At 63.5% G+C, this 17,665-nt stretch carries 13 protein-coding genes and 1 pseudogene; 3 read left to right on the forward strand and 11 right to left on the reverse strand.

Translation table 11 applies throughout. The annotated features are described in order from the left end of the window. Nucleotides 1-1,519, forward strand: a pseudogene (locus ABDB81_RS11265) (filamentous hemagglutinin); the annotation flags it as partial. A 225-nt stretch (nucleotides 1,520-1,744) separates the two neighbouring features. Next, nucleotides 1,745-2,344: a hypothetical protein gene (locus ABDB81_RS11270; protein WP_346811157.1), complete on the forward strand. Its 600-nt coding sequence runs from the start codon at nucleotides 1,745-1,747 to the stop codon at nucleotides 2,342-2,344. Nucleotides 2,345-2,393: 49 nt separating this feature from the next. On the opposite strand, the gene ABDB81_RS11275 is transcribed toward ABDB81_RS11270, so the two are convergent. The 7 genes from ABDB81_RS11275 to ABDB81_RS11305 all read right to left on the reverse strand — a co-directional run bounded on the left by ABDB81_RS11275 (nucleotide 2,394) and on the right by ABDB81_RS11305 (nucleotide 11,728). Then, nucleotides 2,394-2,981, reverse strand: a complete 588-nt coding sequence (locus ABDB81_RS11275; RefSeq protein ID WP_346811159.1) for a glycerol-3-phosphate responsive antiterminator — start codon at nucleotides 2,979-2,981, stop codon at nucleotides 2,394-2,396. A 2-nt stretch (nucleotides 2,982-2,983) separates the two neighbouring features. After that, nucleotides 2,984-4,537 (reverse strand): FAD-binding oxidoreductase, encoded by a 1,554-nt coding sequence (locus tag ABDB81_RS11280; RefSeq protein ID WP_346811160.1) that lies wholly within the window; start codon nucleotides 4,535-4,537, stop codon nucleotides 2,984-2,986. Continuing rightward, a complete protein-coding gene (locus ABDB81_RS11285; protein WP_346811162.1) occupies nucleotides 4,534-6,213 on the reverse strand; it encodes a glycerol-3-phosphate dehydrogenase/oxidase in 1,680 nt (559 codons plus the stop codon). Before ABDB81_RS11285 ends, ABDB81_RS11280 begins: the two co-directional genes overlap by 4 nt. A 27-nt stretch (nucleotides 6,214-6,240) precedes the next feature. Continuing rightward, nucleotides 6,241-7,761 (reverse strand): FGGY family carbohydrate kinase, encoded by a 1,521-nt coding sequence (locus tag ABDB81_RS11290; RefSeq protein ID WP_160473444.1) that lies wholly within the window; start codon nucleotides 7,759-7,761, stop codon nucleotides 6,241-6,243. 5 nt (nucleotides 7,762-7,766) lie between these two features. Then, a complete protein-coding gene (locus ABDB81_RS11295) occupies nucleotides 7,767-9,221 on the reverse strand; it encodes an MFS transporter (protein ID WP_346811163.1) in 1,455 nt (484 codons plus the stop codon). Between the two features lie 202 nt (nucleotides 9,222-9,423). Then, nucleotides 9,424-10,620: a GGDEF domain-containing protein gene (locus ABDB81_RS11300; RefSeq protein WP_137928256.1), complete on the reverse strand. Its 1,197-nt coding sequence runs from the start codon at nucleotides 10,618-10,620 to the stop codon at nucleotides 9,424-9,426. 163 nt (nucleotides 10,621-10,783) lie between these two features. Then, nucleotides 10,784-11,728: a hypothetical protein gene (locus tag ABDB81_RS11305; RefSeq protein ID WP_346811165.1), complete on the reverse strand. Its 945-nt coding sequence runs from the start codon at nucleotides 11,726-11,728 to the stop codon at nucleotides 10,784-10,786. A gap of 265 nt (nucleotides 11,729-11,993) precedes the next feature. Between ABDB81_RS11305 and ABDB81_RS11310 the strand changes: the two genes are divergently transcribed. Then, nucleotides 11,994-12,173, forward strand: a complete 180-nt coding sequence (locus ABDB81_RS11310; protein WP_137928258.1) for a CsbD family protein — start codon at nucleotides 11,994-11,996, stop codon at nucleotides 12,171-12,173. Nucleotides 12,174-12,260: 87 nt separating this feature from the next. Here the strand turns inward: ABDB81_RS11310 and ABDB81_RS11315 are convergent, their stop codons facing one another. The 4 genes from ABDB81_RS11315 to ABDB81_RS11330 all read right to left on the reverse strand — a co-directional run bounded on the left by ABDB81_RS11315 (nucleotide 12,261) and on the right by ABDB81_RS11330 (nucleotide 17,655). Further along, a complete protein-coding gene (locus ABDB81_RS11315; RefSeq protein WP_346811166.1) occupies nucleotides 12,261-13,700 on the reverse strand; it encodes an FAD-binding oxidoreductase in 1,440 nt (479 codons plus the stop codon). A gap of 12 nt (nucleotides 13,701-13,712) precedes the next feature. After that, entirely contained in the window at nucleotides 13,713-14,516 is an 804-nt protein-coding gene (gene hpaI / locus ABDB81_RS11320) for a 4-hydroxy-2-oxoheptanedioate aldolase (protein WP_137928075.1), read from the reverse strand. Nucleotides 14,517-14,569: 53 nt separating this feature from the next. Further along, nucleotides 14,570-16,021 (reverse strand): NAD-dependent succinate-semialdehyde dehydrogenase, encoded by a 1,452-nt coding sequence (locus ABDB81_RS11325; RefSeq protein ID WP_346811168.1) that lies wholly within the window; start codon nucleotides 16,019-16,021, stop codon nucleotides 14,570-14,572. Between the two features lie 110 nt (nucleotides 16,022-16,131). Further along, on the reverse strand, nucleotides 16,132-17,655 hold the full coding sequence (locus tag ABDB81_RS11330) for an altronate dehydratase family protein (RefSeq protein WP_346811269.1): 1,524 nt from the start codon (nucleotides 17,653-17,655) through the stop codon (nucleotides 16,132-16,134). Nucleotides 17,656-17,665: the final 10 nt, after the last annotated feature.

Genomic DNA, 17,665 nt, shown 5'->3' on the forward strand with positions numbered 1-17,665 from the left:
CGGTGGCTTCACCTTCGGCCCCAAGGTCAAGGACGAGAAGACCGGCCAGACCTCGGGCAAGAACACCGGTGGCATCAGCCCCATGATTCCCCAGCACGAAAGCGGCCGCCAACGCGGCACGGCGCAGTCCGGCATTGCGGAGGGCACGATCCACATCACTGACGACGCCAACCAGAAGCAGGACGTAGCCACCCTGAATCGCGATACGACTGATACCAATTCGACCGTTCGCAAAGGCCCCGACCTCAACAACTTGCTGAACAAGCAAGCGGACACGATGGCTGCGGCGCAGGCGGCTGGCGAGGCTGTGGCGAAGTCGGTGGGGGATATTGCCAGCAGCAAGCTCAAGGATGCAGCGATAGCCCAGGACAAGGCGCAGAAAGCATTCGAGGCCGACCCCAGCGACGACAACCGCGCCAACCTGGAAAAGGCCACCGCCGATGTCAAGGGCTGGAAGGAAGGCGGCGACTACCGCGCCGGTCTGCACGCTGCGGGCGGCGCAATGATCGCCGGGCTGGGTGGTGGGAATGCGATTGCTGGCGCGGTCGGTGCCGGGGCGTCATCGCTGGCGGCTGGGAAGTTGGCGGAACTGGGTAGTGCCGTGTCAGGAAGCGTTGGCACCGGGAATGCCAATCTCGATGAAGCGATTGGGAATCTTGCGGCGAATATCGTGGCTGGGGGAATTGGGGCGGCTGTAGGTGGTGGTGCAGGTGCGGCTACTGGGGCGAATGTGGATCGGTTTAATCGGCAGTTGCATTCGGATGAAAAAGAGAAGATTCGAGCCCAAGCCAATGGTGATGCCGAGAAGGAAGCCCGACTCACTAAGGCCGCCTGCTATGAAGTCAAATGCTGGGCGGAATATCCGGTCGGCAGCGACGCCTACAACCAGAATTATGTAAGCACGGTGTCAGCGGGAGAATTGACGCAGGAGATTGAATGGGTCCAGCGTCAGAAAGAAGCGGGGTTCTTTGCTTACACGCCTAGGCAAAAAGTAGGCGATGCCGCGAAGAGCGACCCATGGGGAGTCGCAAAAGACGCATCCAAAATTGTGTTAGGAGGTGTGACTGCCAAGACTGGCGCAGCGCTTTGCGCTAACGCGGTTGGGTGTGTACCAGGTGGATTCATGGTGGCGTTCGGTTTGAGCGACGCATACGAGGGCGCTGATGGCCTCTTTGCGCGCTATGAAGGCAAGAATCGATCTGGAATCAACCCCTTACGATATGGCATCAACCAAATAAACCCTTCATGGGGTGATACGGCGTATGACGGATTAAATCTCATGGCTTCCGTCGCCGCCTTGAGAGTCTCCGTTCCCCTCAAAATCGGCAATCTCGAGGGTATGAATCGACCGAAGAGCATGTTCGGCGTTTCGGTACCAAATATCAGAAACCAAACGCTCATCCCATTTATCAATCGCCCTGCTCCTTATGGGACCACTCAAAGCATTCTTCTATTTGGAGCTGGCTCGAAGACCGTAACTGTCGTCAATGATATCAATAAAACTGGAGAGGAAAAATGAATTGGCGGTCTACGTACGCGAGACTTCAGATAACGTTTACTGTTTATTTAACCTCGGCTTTTGGAGCTGGCTGCTGGTCATTCCTAATCTCAGGTCTGCTCAATATCGTCTTTGATATTGGAGATAATGAATCATTGGTTTATATCGGCGCACCATTATTTATTATATTTTTCCCAATTTTAACAAAAAAATTACCGGAGCCACTACGAAAAGCCGGATTGCTCAGTGACCCGCCTGACTCATTCGAGTCGCCGAATAATCGAGATAATGTTTAGACCCGCGGTCCGGGTGTTAAGCGACGGCAAGGTATGGGCCGATGTCGGTGGCGATGTCAACCTCGCCAGCCTGCGGGACACCGCAGTCAGCCGTGACCGCCAGAGAAAATTAAATAGTGAATATATGGGGGTTTCTATTCATGGCAATCCAAAAACAAAGCGCCAAAAAATTATTTTTTGGCTATGCTTTTCTATGCTATTCGGATTCATAGCCTACGTTATTTTAAAGAACATTTTTAGATGGGAGTGGATTAATCAGGGAAAAAGCGGGCCAGCGGCCCCGGATAATTGGCTGTACGTCAGCAAAGGCGCGTCGATCGGGGCATTGTTCGGTTTCGTATATGCCATCTACCTTATTCCCAAGCGCTGGATCATTCATCTATTGCTGGAGCGCGCATGCGAGCATGCGTTCAGGTGTCCGCGTTGCGGGAAAATTCCACGGAACAAGCACTCGAAAGCCGTCGATCTGGGTGCAACCAAGTGCCAATGCGGACAAAATCTTCGTGAAGACTATCCACCTGCATACCGAAATGGCGCCCCCATCCCATGACGCCCCCGCCGATGCCGGTGGGTTTCCTCGTCCCGCCAAAAGATATCCCCTACTTCCCCTTCACCGCCCCAGCCTCCAAATCCCACAACTTCCGATCACTCGTGGAAATCGCCACAGCCCCATGAGCCAGTGCAGTGCGGATATCGTCCTGATTACACACGAAGCCCGACGTCACGATGGGTGGCAGTGCCTTGCGGTCGGCTTCTGGCAGATGCGACAGCATTGGCGCGGGCATCAACTGCACGAGGTTGGGGTCGCTCTGTTCCAGCGCCTTGACGCTGCGTGGCCATGTAGAGCGATCCGTGACGAAGACTTTCTGCATGGTCACCATGCCGGCGCGGTTGGCGCGCTGGATGGTCGCCACGCGGGTCGACACCAGGCTTGTGACCCCGATGTCGGCCAGGTACTCGACGCCGCCCTTGTCTTGCGACAGCCCTTCGCAGCTATCGATATTGACGATCACGTATTTGCCGGCCTTTGTCAGCGTGGCGATCACGGGCTGGAGCTTGCGCAGTTCCACGTTAGCCACGATGGCCACTTCGGCTTCGCTGCCGAGGATGGCTTCGACCTGTTCCACGCCGTAGAGCGTGGCGATAACGGGGTGGCGTGTGAGGCGGGCGCCGAGAGACCTGTCCATGTTTACTTCTTGCTTTCGTGGGCCAGCACGTCGGAGAGGCCGAGCTTGCCCGGATTGAGGATGTTCTGCGGATCGAGCGCGCGCTTGACGGCTTCCAGTACCGGGAATGCCGTGTCGAGCGAATCTGCCATGTACGGCGCGCGCAGCAGGCCAATGCCATGGTGGTGGCTCAGCGCGGCATTGTATTGGATCAGCACCGCGTTGGCGGCATCCCATGCGGCGCGATACCACTGTTGGCGATTTTCCACCGCCACGTCCCCGCGCAACGAGAAGTACAGGCAGGCGCCATCCACATAGGCATGCGACTGATGCGCGGAGCCGGCCAGCGTGCCCGGCACGGCATTGATCGCGGCCACCACGTCGGTGTAGATCGCGGCGAGATCGCTCCACGGGCCGGCCATTTCCAGCGTATCGGCCACGAAGCCGGGACTGCGCTTGAAGCCTTCGGCGCTCTTGCCGGTGAGGTAGCGCGTATCGAGCCAGCGTTCGAAGATGGCATCGCCGTCGAGCTTGTCGCCGAGTCCGGCGCAGACGCGCGTGCTGATCGCCATCACGGCATCGACCATTTCCTGTGCGCCTTCGTCGGCCACGAGCAGCACGTTGGTCTCGGGCAAACCGAACTGCACGCCGCTCTCCAGTTCGTCATAGAGACGCAGCGCCGCAGGGTTGGCGCCTTGCTGCATGATCTGGCGGCACGCTTCCAGCCCTACGGCGAAGCTGCTGAAGCCGTAGGCGATGGCGCGGCCATAGTCCGGCAGGCGATGGAGCTTCAGCCGCACGCGCACGATCACGCCAAGCGTGCCTTCGGAGCCGACGAACATCTGCATCAGGTCAGGACCGAGCGCCGCACGCGGATAGCCGCCCACGGTGACCAGGCTGCCATCGGCCAGCACCACGTCCATGCCGACGACCATGTCCTCGATCTTGCCGTAGCGCGTGGACAGTTGTCCGGCGCCACGGCACGCCACCCAGCCGCCTACGGTGCTGATGGCGTACGACGACGGCCAGTGGCCCATCGTCATGCCGTATTCGTGCTGGATGGTCTGCTCGAAGATATCGCCGAACATGCCCGATTCCACTTCGACGATCTGGCTTTCGCGGTCAAAGCCCAGCAGGCGGTTCAGTTCGCAGACGTCGAGCACGATGCCGCCGCGCACCGGCAGTGCGGCGCCGGTCACGTTGCTGCGGCCCGCCGATACGGTGACGGGAATCGCGCCGGCATGGGCGATGCGCATCACGGCCTGGATCTGCTCCACCGTTGATACGCGCACGATGGCGCCGCGCGGCGTGGCCGGCTTGCCGCCGGTCTCGGTCATCATCGAACCGGCCCACCAGTCGCGCGTCCAGTTCACCACGTCGCCGGTGCCGGTCAGCACTTCGTCGGCGGCGCCGCGCAGGGCATCGAGCGTGGCGGTGTCGATGGTCACGGCATCGCGCTGCAGCCCCGGCGCGTCCGGCGTCTGCGTGATGCTGGCCGCGAAGTGCGGGGGCGTGTGCTTGCCGACGACGTAGTTGCCGCGGTTGTAACCGCGCTTGATGGCTTCCTTGCTGATCATGCTGTCTCTCCCATAAGGACGGATTTTTCGAGGGCAACGGCGGCCAGGTAATCACTGACCTGCCGTGCCACGGCCTGCCCGGACAATCCGAGCTCGGCCTGGAGGATCTGCGCCACGCGCGGCGCGGCGACGGCGGATGCATCGCGCGCCATCAGGCGTGCGCGGATGCGTCGCGAGAGCACGTCATCGACGGTGCCAGCCAGTTCATGGCGCACTGCGTAGACGATCTCGGCTTCGGTATGCGGCAGCCCTTCGACAATGGGCTTCGCGAGCGATGGGTCGGCCTGCAGGATGTCGCTGACAAAGCGGGCCTCGGTGCCGTAGCGTTCGCCCAGGTGCGCGGACATGCCGCCCGACGCGACGATGGCCTGCGGGTCGTAGCCCGCCGCGCCCAGCAGATAGGCCGATTTCGTGCGGCATTTGCCGCGCTTGCCGATGACTTTCTGCACGGCATCGATGGTCTGCTCGGCCATATGACGCGAGGTGGTCAGCTTGCCGCCGACAATCGTTACCAGCCCGTCGTTGGCCACATGGATCTCGTGGTCGCGACGAATCTCCAGCGTCTTGCCGCCGGGCGGTGCTACCAGCGGCCGGCAACCGGCAATGCTGCCGACCACATCCTCGGGCTGCAGGTCGGTCTTGAGCGCCGAGCGCGCACCTTCGAGCAGGAAATCGAGTTCCTGCCGCGTGCACATGACGTTGTCGAGATCGCCGTCGTAGTCTTCGTCGGTGGTGCCGAGGTAGGACACATCGCCCCAACGTGTGATGGTGGCGCGGCGGCTGCGGCCCGGCACAGGAATCGTCACCGTGCAATCGTTGCGGATCTTGAGCCATGGGATGGCAACGTGTACGCCCTTGGCCGGACGGATGTGCAGCGTCTTGGCCTCGCCCTTGCGTCGGCCGGTCCAGTCGCGCAGCCACACGCCCGTCGCCATGATCACGGCACCGGCGCGCACGCGGATTTCGCGGCCATCGGCGTGGACGATCGCGCCATCGACCTTGTCATGCGCGTTGCGCGTGATCTCCATCACCTGCGCGTGATTGGTCACTGCGGCACCGTGAAATGCTGCGGTGCGTGCGATGTCGAGCGTCAGCCGCGCATCGTCCACGCGCGCATCGAAGTACAGGAAGCCGCCTTTCAGATTGGCTTCGTTGAACGTGGGGCAGTGCGACAGCACTTCGGCCTTGGTCAGCTTCTGGTGCAGGATGCCTTCGCGCCAGCCACCGGCCAGGTCGTAGGTCCATAGCAATCCCTCGAAGGCTTTGGCAAGGCGCTTGTCGAACACGCCGTCGCGTTCCATGACGGGGAACAGGAAGGGCAGGCGCTGCACCAGATGCCGCGCGTTGCGGCGCAGGCGTTGGCGCTCCAGCAGTGAATGGCGCACGAGCCCCAGGTTGCCCTGTTCGATGTAACGCAGGCCGCCGTGGACCATCTTCGAGGATTTCGACGAGGTGCCCGAGGCGAAGTCGCATTTCTCGACGAGTGCCACGCGGTATCCGCGCAAGCTGGCGTCGAGTGCGGCATAGGCGCCAGTGACGCCACCGCCGACGATGAGGATATCGAACGTCTCGCTGGCAAGCCGGTCGAGCTGTTCGGTGCGCACCAGCCGCAAGGGCTCGGTGCTGGTCATGGCGGCGCGTTCCCGATTGGCGCCGCGGGATGGCAGAACCATCATGTTGCTGAGGTCTCCAGATCGTATCGTTCAGTGCGCGGCAAATGCCTGCACGTGGTTCAGTTCGGAGGCCACGCGCGCGTGCCAGAGTGCACGTCGTTCGGCCCGTTCGTCGTTGCCGATGCGCGGCATGAACACCGCATCCGGCTCCGTGGTGGTACGCGCCTGCTCCAGAGAATCCCAGAGCAGGCCCTGCGCGCCGGCCAGCCACGCAATGCCGCGCAGGCTGGCGCGATCGGTTTCCTTCATGCGATGGATGGGCAGGCCGGTGAGATCGGCCTGCATCTGCAGCAGGGCATCGCTGCCGGACAGCCCGCCGCCGACCACGAGGCTCGATACATCGACGCCCGCGATCTCACGGTTGGCATCGATGCAGGAGGTCACCGAATGCGCGATGCCGGAGAGGATGGCGTACGCGATCTCGGCCTGCGTGGTCGCCATTGACACACCATTGAGCGCGGCGCGGGCCTCGGGCTGCATCTGCGGCACCCGCAGGCCGGTCAGGGCGGGAATGAATGTCACGCCGCGCGATGACGGCACCGTGGCGGCCAGCGCGCTGATCTGCTTCGCGTTCTCGAACCAGTGCAGCTTGTCGCAGACCCAGTTCAGGGCCGAACCAGTGGTGGCCACGAAGGTTTCCACCGAGAAGTGCGAAACCCCCTGGCAGCGCCGTGCGGTCATCGTCAGCGTGCTGTCGGACTGGCCGGTGTGTATGGGCAGGTCGGGACCGATCACAAGATCGACAAAGCTGCCTGTGCCGTGCAGGCACATCGACTGGCCGGCGTCGAGGCAACCCAGTCCCACGGCGCCAGCAAGCTGATCGCCCGCGCAGGCGAGGATCGGTACGTCGATGCCGAGCAGATCGGCGCGCGTGCGCCCGAAATCGTCAGCGTCCTGGCGCAGGGCTGGCAGCAGTTCATGCGGAAAGCCGAGCGCGTCGATCCATTCGTCCAGATAGCGGTTCTCGCCGAGCACGTAGGCGCTGCACGAGGTGGCATTGGTCGGCGTGGTCACGCACGCGCGCTCTGTGGACAGATGCCAGAGCAGCCACGTGTCGACGGTGCCGAAGGCGAGCCGCCGCTCGCGCAAGGCATCGGCCACGGCCGGTGTCTCGCGCAGGTGCCGCGCTGCCCAGAGATAGGGCGAGCGCACGCCGGCCGGTCGGCCCACCATGCTGCGCAGGCGTGGGTCCCAATCGGGCGCGAGCCGATCCAGTTCGGCGGCGTAGCGCGTGTCCTGCCAGACCATGGCAGGCACCAGCGCGCGGCCGGTACGCGTATCCCAGAGCACGGCAGTGGCGCGTTGCGTTGCCACGGCCAGCGCCACGACTTCGAGTTTCCCGCGTGCGGCTTCGGCCAGCGTGGCGCGGCAGACGTCGAGCGTCTTGTCGAGCAGTACGTTGGCATCTTGTTCGACCACGCCGGGGCGTGGGGAATCGACCTGCAGGGGCGTGTATTGCAGGCACGAGACATGGCCGTCGGCGCCGACGACCGCTGCCCGCGTGCCGGACGTCCCCTCGTCGATCGCGAGGATGACTTTCCTGTGTGGCATTCGGATTATTTCTCGGTGGCAGGTTGCATGTATCCGGCGCTGTCGCGTGCATCGCTGCGGAACTGCGGCGCGTCGGTTTCGTTATCAGGGTGGATCGCCGTGCGCGTGGGGTCCCAGCGGATCACGAAGCAGATGATGCTGGCGATGAATGGCACGACGGAGAGAATCAGGAAGGTGGTTTCCAGCCCGTACCGCGCACGGAACAGCGGGAACACCAGCAGGCCCAGCGCCGCGCCGATGGCGCCCAGTGCGCCGATCACACCATTGGCACCGGCACGCAGTTCGCTGCGGAACGACAGCGACGACAGACTCTTGCCATTGGCACCCGGGCCGCCCGAGTGGAAGAGGATGAAGAGCGAGGGCACGACCACGGCCACCCACGTCGGCATCTTGCCGTTGAACAGGCCCAGTGTCAGCAGCATCACGAAGACCGCTGCGAAGCCAAATGCCGAGGCGCGGCGCAGACCGAGCTTGCGGCCGATCAGCGGCGAGAGGAAGCCGCCGAAGATGCCGCAGACATTGAAGACCAGCGCGCCAATCGTCGCGTAGACAAAGTCCTTGCCGAACAGCGCCGCGCTGATCAGCGGCAGATACCAGCCAATACCGAAATACTGGATCGACTGGCCGATCTGCACGGTGGCGGCCAGCACGGTACGCGGCAGGTAGATGCCACGGAAGATCAGCAACACGTTGGCCAGGCCCCGACGCGCGAGGTTGGTGACGGGAATGCGTTCGGCAGCAGGCGCGGCCACGAACGGGCGGCCGTAGATGCGGGTCATCGCCACGGCAGCGGCTTCGAGACGCTCCTTGCGCGCCAGCCACGTGGGGCTTTCCACGAGGAACAGCGCTTGCAGGATCAGGATGCCCACGCCGAAGACTGCGGTGGCGGCCACCGAGTAGCGCCAGATCGTGTCGCCAACATTCCACGAATAGAAGAGCAGCGCCAGCACCAGGTTCAGGCACACGGCCGTGTACCACATGCCCTGCCACGTATTGAGGCGGCTCTTGAGCTTGACCGGCGTGAACTCGGCCAGCACGGCCATGGCGATGGCGAAATCGATGCCATAGGCCGCGCCCACGAAGAAACGGCCCACCAGGATCTGCCCGAAATCGGGCGCCAGCACTACGAGTACGGCGCCCGCGACGGCAAAGATTTTCGCGAGGATCAGCGGCTTGACGCGGCCCCAGCGGTCGGCCATCCATCCGCCGATGGGGTTGAATGCGATGGCGACCCACGATGCGAACGAGGTCAGCAATGCGACCTGCCCGGGTTCGAGCTGGAGGTTGCGCGTCATCGGCCCGAGGCCGGCGCTCAAAGCGGAATTGGAGAAGGCGTCGAGGAACAGTCCGCCGAGTGCCAGCCACCAGATGACGCCGGCGCGGCCGCGAATGCCAGGACAGCAATCTATGAAGGCGATGACATCGTCGATGCCACGAAGCTTGATGGCAGAGGTTTGCACGGCGGTCTCCTTATCGTTGTTCTGTAAGAGGCCGCGCAAATTGCACGCGCTAAGAGACCATCTTACAGATGGTCTCTTATCTAGATCTGCCCGGGCAATGTAGGGGTTTGCCGAGGCAGTGTCAACCGGGGAAACCCGCCCCTTGTCCGTTTATTGGGCCACAACGGGCACGGTGAAGAGCGGGTGAGTGATCAGCGTTCCGTCAGGCGGGATTCACGAGTTCGATGCTGTTTCGCTCGCGCTTGGCGCGATAGAGCGCCTGATCGACTTCGCGCAGCAGGGCCTCGAAATCGGGGATGCTGGCAAGCGTATCGGTGTCCGCCACACCGGCGCTGAATTCGAGCGCGAAGGGCAGCCAGGGCGTGACAGGCCCGTTGTGCAGCGCGTCGCGCAGGCGCTTGAGAAAGCCGTGGGCCTGCGTCACGTCGGTGTACGGCAGCAGGATCAGGAACTCCTCGCCGCCCCAGCGCACCAGCACATCGCGCTGCCGCTTCAGGCGCATCACCGTGTTGGAGAACGCCTGCAACGCGGCATCGCCAATCGCATGGCCGTACTGGTCGTTGATCGACTTGAAGCGGTCGAGATCGATCATGGCAATCGCCAGCGGATGCGGATCGGTGCGTGCGCGCTGCCATTCTGCTGCCACGATGTCACCGGCACCGCGACGGTTCAATGCCCCGGTCAGCGAATCGGTACGGCTGAGGTTCAGGATGCGCTGGCGCAGTTGCTCCTGCAGCGCCAGTGCGTAACTCAGCGTGAGCAGGAACGACACCAGTGCATCCATCAGCAGCGCGTCGATGGTCGGGAAGAACGGCGCGTGAAAGGGCAGCGGCGGCAGCGGATGCAAGGTCAGCATGATCGCGCCGGAACCCTGAAAGGCGAGCAGGACGGCTTGTCCCGCCAGCAACCCCCATGCGCCGCGATAGCTGCGCGCCATGCGCCATGTCACGCGGGCCTGGATCGCAATCGAAGCGAACATGCAGAGGCAGAACCACGGCAGGGTGTAGGGGCTGTGCAACGCAAGCAAGGCACCAGCGAGATACAACATGGGCACGCCCAGCAGCATGCGCAGATGCCACGCGCGCGAATGGCCGCGTTCCAGCAGGTGATAGAGCGCCAGAGTATGGGCGCCCACTGCGGTCATGAGCAGCGTGGTGCCCACCGCATGCGCGCCGGCCGGTGTGAAAACGGGCAGCCAGGCGAGCGATCCGGAAGGCACGCCGGGCTGCAGCAGCGCCGCCACGTGATAGGCCGCCATCAGCAGGTCGCCGGCCAGCCACCAGTGCAGGGAAGTATTGTGCTTGCCCAGTCCCAGATAGGAGAGGCATAACAGCAGCGTCGTCATCAGACCAAAGGGCGTGATGACGGCAAGAAGGATTACGGGGTCGTTCAGGAACATTGGCGGGGGCGCGCCGACAGGAAGGGCGAGATTTTATCCCGCGCCGGGACGCTGGTGTACGGGCCTGCCGGGAATATCGGTGCGCCCGGGCGGGATTTACGTTCGCTTACATCCCGCGCTTGATCCGGAGAGACATCACTCGCCCGATGTGGCGAGATCGTGGCTAGAAGCTCGCCGCCAGCCCCAGCGAAAAGCCGGAAACGTTGTTGCCAAACACATAGCGGACCACGGCGCGAATCCGGGTAACAAAGACCTCGTGCGCACTGGTATCGAGTTCCAGCCCGGTGCCGAGCGTGGTCAGCCGGTTGAAGCCGAGCACATCGGCCTGGCTGCCGAGGTATTGGGAATGCGATAGCTCCAGCACGTAGCGCACGGGCCGGTCCAGCGCTCGCAAGTTAAACAGGGGTGCGCGCCAGCGGGCATACAGATTGGCGGTCTGCGCCGTGGCCGAGCCCTTGACCCCTGAGGATGTACCGCCGAAGGTCTGCAGATAGATATTTGTGTACCGGAGTTCGACATCGATATCGTGCTCGGGCCGGTAGTGCTCCCAATCCAGCATCACCGAACCCCCTAGCCCGTAGGCGTTGAGCGAGCCCTTGTCCAGAAAATTGATCTGCTCGTCCACCGCGCGCTCGACCACGACCTTGGCCACGGCGAGGTCGCTGGAGACATTGCCGATCGAAGCATTAAAGATCGGGCGGAACACCAGTTCCTTGTTTTCCGTGAGGGGGAAATCCCAGCCGATCCCCACGGTGCCCGAGAAGGTGTTCCAGCGGGTGGGAATCTGGCGGGAATCAGAGCCGTCTGTGGCCACAAAGGTCGGATCGTAGCGGCTGTAAGCGATCGCCCCTTCCAGATACAGGGGGAAGGATTTGCTGAGGGTGAAGCCGCCGCCAAGCTGGGACATCATGATGCCCGGGTCTCCGCTGGTGGCGTTATTGATCGACAAGGAACTGGAGGCCAGGTCCGGCACCACCGAATACGCCATCAGAGACATCACCCCGTTCGCCTGTTTCTGCACATTTGCGCCGGTAATGCGGAACTGCGCATCAGCCGGGGCGGCGGCGCACAGGCAGGTGGCGGCAAGGGCGAGGTGTTTCAGGCGCATGCGGGGTTGCCGTACATGGATGGGGTTGGCGCTCCCATGGTCGCAAGGATTCGCCGCCGGCGGAATTCAGTTTTCTCACGATGCGAGTTTAGGAAATCCGGTGTCTCTCCCACAACCCATTACGGCGAAGTCCTACAGGGGATTTTCCAATGGTTTCCTAAACTGTCCCTGAGCCCTGCTTCCGACGCCATCCGGCCTGCCAGGCTGGCTGCGGACGGGACCGGGCCTTCCTGAACCGATTGAACCGATCACAAGGAGCGCGATCATGAACAAGGATCAAGTGAAGGGCCGCATGAACGAGGCCAAGGGCAAGGCCAAGGAACTGGCCGGCAAGATGACCGGCAAGACCTCGACCGAAATGAAGGGCAAGGCCGAACAGGTAGCCGGTCGCACCCAGTCTTCGTATGGCGATACGAAGGAAAAGATGAAGAAGAATCCGAAGTAAGCGAAGTAAGGCGTCGCGCCATCTTCAGTAAACGAGAAAGGCGGGGTTTGCACCCCGCCTTTCTCGTTCCTGTCAAAAACGCTCGTCTCAATCCATCCTCGGCAACACCCTTCCCGGATTGAGGAGGTTCTTTGGGTCCAGCGCCCGCTTGACCTGCCACATCAGTTCCAGCTCCACCGCAGACTTGTACTTGATGAGGTCGTCGCGCTTGGCGACGCCGATACCGTGTTCGGCTGAGATGGAGCCGTTCTCGGCGTAGGCCAGGCCGTCTACCAGGTCGGAGATGGGCTGGTACCACTGGGCCAGGAATTCCTTGGCGTCGCGGTCTGCGGGGCGCAGGGGGTTGAAATGGACGTTGCCGTCGCCCATGTGGCCGTAGATCACCATGCGCGTGGCGGGTTCCAGCGCGAGCACGGCGGCCGAGGCGGCTTCGATAAATGGTGCCACGCGCGACAGCGGCACGGAGACATCGCACTTGATGCTGCCGCCGGTGCGGGTCTGGGCGTCCGAGATTTCCTCGCGGATGCGCCAGAACTGCTGCACATCGGCCAGGCTCGATGCCACGGCGGCGTCCACGACCAGTCCCTTTTCGAGTCCGGCTTCGAGGATCTCCATCAGCGTGCCATTCAGGCTTTCCTCGTCGGTGCCCGAGGTCAGTTCGATCAGCACCATCCAGTCGTGGCGGTTCTCCAGTGGCGAGGGGACATCACCGAGATAGCCAAGCACGAGGTCGAGTGCGGGAGACGAGATCAGTTCGAAGGCGGTGACGGCCTGGCCGGAGAGCGAGCGCGCTTCGCCCAGCAGTTTCACGGCGGCGTCCGGGCTTTGCACGGCGACGAACGCCACGGCGGTGGCGCGCGGTTGTGGCATCAGTTTCAGCACGGCGCCCGTGATGATGCCGAGCGTGCCTTCGGCGCCGACGAACAGGTGCTTCAGGTCGTAGCCCGTGTTGTCCTTGCGCAGGCCCTTGAGCGACGAGAAGATGCGGCCATCGGGCAGCACCACTTCAATGCCGAGTACAAGGTCGCGCATATTGCCGTAGCGCAGCACGGCGGTGCCACCGGCGTTGGTCGACAGGTTGCCGCCGATCTGGCACGACCCTTCTGAGCCGATACGCAGCGGGAACAGGCGGCGGCTGTCATCGGCGGCGGCGCGTGCGGCGGAGAGCGTGACGCCGGCTTCGAGCGTCATGGTGTCATTGACCGTGTCGATGGCCAGCACGCGGTTCATCTTCTTGAGGCTGATGACGATGGCCGTGCCGCTGTCATCGGGCACCGCGCCGCCCATCAGCGAGGTGTTGCCGCCCTGCGGCACCACGGGCACGTCGTGTGCATAGCACCACGCCATCACCTGGCTGACCTGTTCCGTGGAGGAAGGCAGCACGACGAGCGGTGACTTGCCGTGATAAATGCGGCGATAGTCGGTCACGAACGGTTGAGTGTCGGCCTCGGCGCTCAGGCAGCCGTTGGGGCCGACGATGGCCTGCATGGCTTGCAGCAGCACATCGGAGGAGGGCAGGGCGGTCATCTTCGGTATCGGTCAGTAGGCGGCGCCCGGAGCGGCGATCGCGTTGGCCCGGTCGGGCAGGAATTCGGCGGCGAGCTTGCGTGCGGCGTTAGCATAGACCAGCACATCCACGCCCGTGGCCACAAACGTGCAGCCCAGGTCGAGATAGCGGCGTGCCAGCGTGTTGTCAGAAGTCAGCGTGCCGGCAGCCTTGCCGCTGGCAACGATGGTACGCATCGCCTGTTCGATCTGCGCCTGCACTTCGGGGTGGCCGGGCTTGCCGCGATGGCCCATCGACGCGGCCAGGTCGGCGGGGCCGATGAACACGCCATCGACGCCATCCACGGCGCAGATTGCTTCCAGGTTCTGCATGGCAGTAACGGTTTCAGCCTGCACCAGCAGGCAGACCTCGTCATCGGCCACGTCGAGATAGTCCTTGCGGGCACTCCATTGCGAAACACGCGCCACGGCGCTGCCCACGCCGCGCACGCCAAATGGCGGATAGCGCGTGGCGCGCACCAGCGCGGCGGCCTGCTCGGCGGTGTCGACCATCGGCACCAGCAGCGTGCGCGCGCCGATATCGAGCAACTGCTTGATCAGCGCGGTCTCGCCCGATACGGCACGCACCACCGCCTGCGAGCGGTACGGGGCCAGCACTTGCAGCGTGCGCAGGATCGAGCGCACATCGTTGGGCGCGTGCTCGCCATCGACGAGTAACCAGTCGAAGCCAGCCGTGGCGGTGATCTCGGCCATGTAGGGCTCGGCGCCGGACATCCAGAGGCCGATTTGCGGCTGGCGTGCGGCCAGTGCGGCCTTGAACGGGTTATGGGCGGGCATGGAAGGGGCGTCTCCTTGAAATGTCTGGGGCTGGCTGTCGAAGATCCTGCGGATCAGCCAAGCTGGCCCTGGCAGAGATACTTGGTATGCATGTAATCGTCAAGTCCATGGCGCGATCCTTCGCGGCCATAGCCGGATTCCTTCACGCCGCCGAACGGTGCGGCTTCCGAGGCGATGGCGCCTTCGTTGATGCCGACGATACCCGCTTCCAGCGCCTGCGCCACGCGCCAGATGCGCCGGACATCGTTGGAATAGAAGTACGCGGCCAGGCCGAAAGGCGTGTCGTTGGCGTCGCGCACCACCTCGTCCTCATGCGTGAAGCGGAACACGGGGGCCACCGGGCCGAAGGTTTCCTCGTGCGCCAGTGCCATATCGGGCGTGGCACCGACGAGCACCGTGGGCGCGTAGTAGTGAGGGCCGTCGCCGGTGCGAACGCGTTCACCGCCGACCACCACGCGCGCGCCGTGGCTCACGGCATCGCGCACATGGCGATCGATCTTCTCCACGGCGCGCGCATTGATCATCGGACCGATTTGCGAGGCGGGATCGGTGGCGGGGCCAACATGCAGGGCGCCGACGCGTGCGGCCAGCTTCTCCACGAAGGCATCGTGTACGCCCGCCTGCACGTAGACGCGGTTCGGGCAGACACAGGTCTGGCCGCCGTTGCGGAACTTGGCGGCCATCAGGCCATCGACGGCGGCGTCGAGATCGGCATCGTCGAACACGATGAACGGTGCGTTGCCACCCAGTTCGAGCGACACCTTCTTGAGCGTGCCCGCCGACTCGCGTGCGAGGTGCTTGCCGACCGGCGTGGAACCCGTGAACGTGATCTTGCGCACGCGGGGGGCTGCCAGCCAGGCCTCGACGACGGCTGGCGTGTGTTCGCGCGAGGCGGTGACGATGTTGAGCACGCCGGCTGGTAATCCTGCCTGTTCTGCCAGGTGAACCAGTGCGAGCGCGGTGAGTGGCGTGTCTTCGGCGGGCTTGGCCACGACCGTGCATCCCGCAGCAAGTGCTGGCGCGATCTTTCGCGCGATCATCGCCAGCGGGAAGTTCCACGGTGTGATGGCGGCGACTACGCCGACCGGTTCTTTCAGTACGAGCATCTTGCGGCCCGGCACGGCTTCCGCGATGACGTCGCCGCAGATGCGCGTGGCTTCCTCGGCAAACCATTCCACGTACGAGGCGCCATAGCGTACCTCGCCCACGCTCTCATGCATCGGCTTGCCTTGTTCGGCGGAGATGATGCGTGCGAGGTCCTGCTCGTTGGCGAGGATCAGGGCATGCCAGCGCTTGATGATCTGCGCGCGCTCACGCGCCGTGCGGTGGCTCCAGGCAGGGAATGCTGCTGCGGCGGCGTCGGTGGCGCGTTTTGCGTCATCGGCATCGCTGTCGGGGACGCTGGCGATGATGTTGCCGGTGGCGGGGTCGGTGACGTCGAAGCGGGCGCGGCTGTCGCACCATTCGCCCGCGATGTGGTTTTGGGTGTGGAGGAGGGGGAGCATGCGCGAAGGTTGAAGCGTAGTCGGTGGTTGAAAGGCTGGCCCTCACCCCCGGCCCCTCTCCCGCTGAGCGGGAGAGGGGAGCAAACCGAGGGGAGAGCGGGGGTCGTTGGTTAGCTCACAATCCCCACATGCCAGGGCACGAACTCATGGTCACCCAGCCCCAGCAGTTCGCTCTTGGTCGGTTCCCCCGACGCGGCCCGCAGGATATGCGCGAAGATCCGTTCGCCCATCTGCGCCACGCTCAGTTCGCCGTCGAGCACGAGGCCGCAGTTGATGTCCATGTCGTCTTCCAGCCGGTGATACATCGGCGAGTTCGACGCGAGCTTGATGGTCGGTGCAGGCTTGGAGCCGAACATCGAACCACGGCCCGTGGTGAAGCAGATCAGGTTGGCGCCGCTGGCGATCTGGCCGGTGGCGGCTACGGGGTCATATCCCGGCGAGTCCATGAACACGAAGCCGGCCTTGTCGATGCGCTCGGCGTATTCGTACACGGCCTGTAATGGCGTGGTGCCGCCCTTCATCGCGGAACCAAGCGATTTCTCGAAGATGTTGGCGAGCCCGCCTTGCTGATTGCCGTGTCCCACCACGCCATTGAATTGCGCGTTATGCCCGGCGGTATAGCGTTCCCACCACGCCAGCCGATCCAGCAGCTTCTGACCCACCTCGGGTGTCACCGCGCGCCGCGTGAGCATGTATTCCACGCCATGAATCTCCGGTGTCTCGGAAAGTATCGCCGTGCCGCCATGCCGCACAAGGATATCCATCGCCGCACCGAGCGCCGGGTTGGCCGTGATGCCCGAGAAGCCATCGGAGCCTCCGCATTCGAGACCGATCTTGAGATGGCTCGCGCTGACCGGCTGACGCGTGAACGCGTTGGCGGCTGGCAGCATCGATTCCACCGCGCGGATACCTGCTTCAATCGTCGCGCGCGTACCGCCCGTGTCCTGCATGACAAGCGTGTGCAGGTTCTCGCCCGGCACCAGTCCCTGCGATTCCACCAGTGACGCCACCTGGTTGCGCTCGCAGCCCAGGCCGACGATCAGCACGCCAGCCAGGTTTGCATGTTGCGCATAGCCCGCCAGCGTGCGGCGCAGCAAATCGAAATGTTCGCTCGGCGATGACATGCCGCAGCCGCTGCTCTGCGCGAATGCCACCACGCCATCGACATTGGGAAACGCGGCAAGCCGTTCCTTGGTGAAATGCGAGGCAATGTGCTTGATCGCCGTGGCCGAGCAGTTCACCGACGACAGGATGCCGACGAAGTTGCGCGTGCCCACGCGGCCATCGGGGCGCACGAATCCCATGAACGTCGCGCGCTCCGATTCGGGCACGTAGTCCACGGGACGCACATCGCGGCAGAACTCGGGATCGCGATAGAAATCCACGAGCCGCAGGTTGTGGCTGTGCACGTGATCGCCCGGTGCGATGTCACGGTCGGCCACGCCGATCACGGTGTCGTACTTGCGGATCTGTTCGCCCTTGGCGATGGCGCGTGCGGCGATCTTGTGGCCGGCGGGCACCTGGGCGCGCGCACGCATGCCCAGTTCTTCCAGATGCTGGCCCAGCGTCAGGTCGGTGCGTGCGATCAGCACATTGTCGTTGGCGTGCAGGCGAATGACGGGGTTTGGGGTCACAGTTGGCAAG

Source organism: Cupriavidus sp. DL-D2, from assembly GCF_039710735.1.
GTDB lineage: Bacteria > Pseudomonadota > Gammaproteobacteria > Burkholderiales > Burkholderiaceae > Cupriavidus.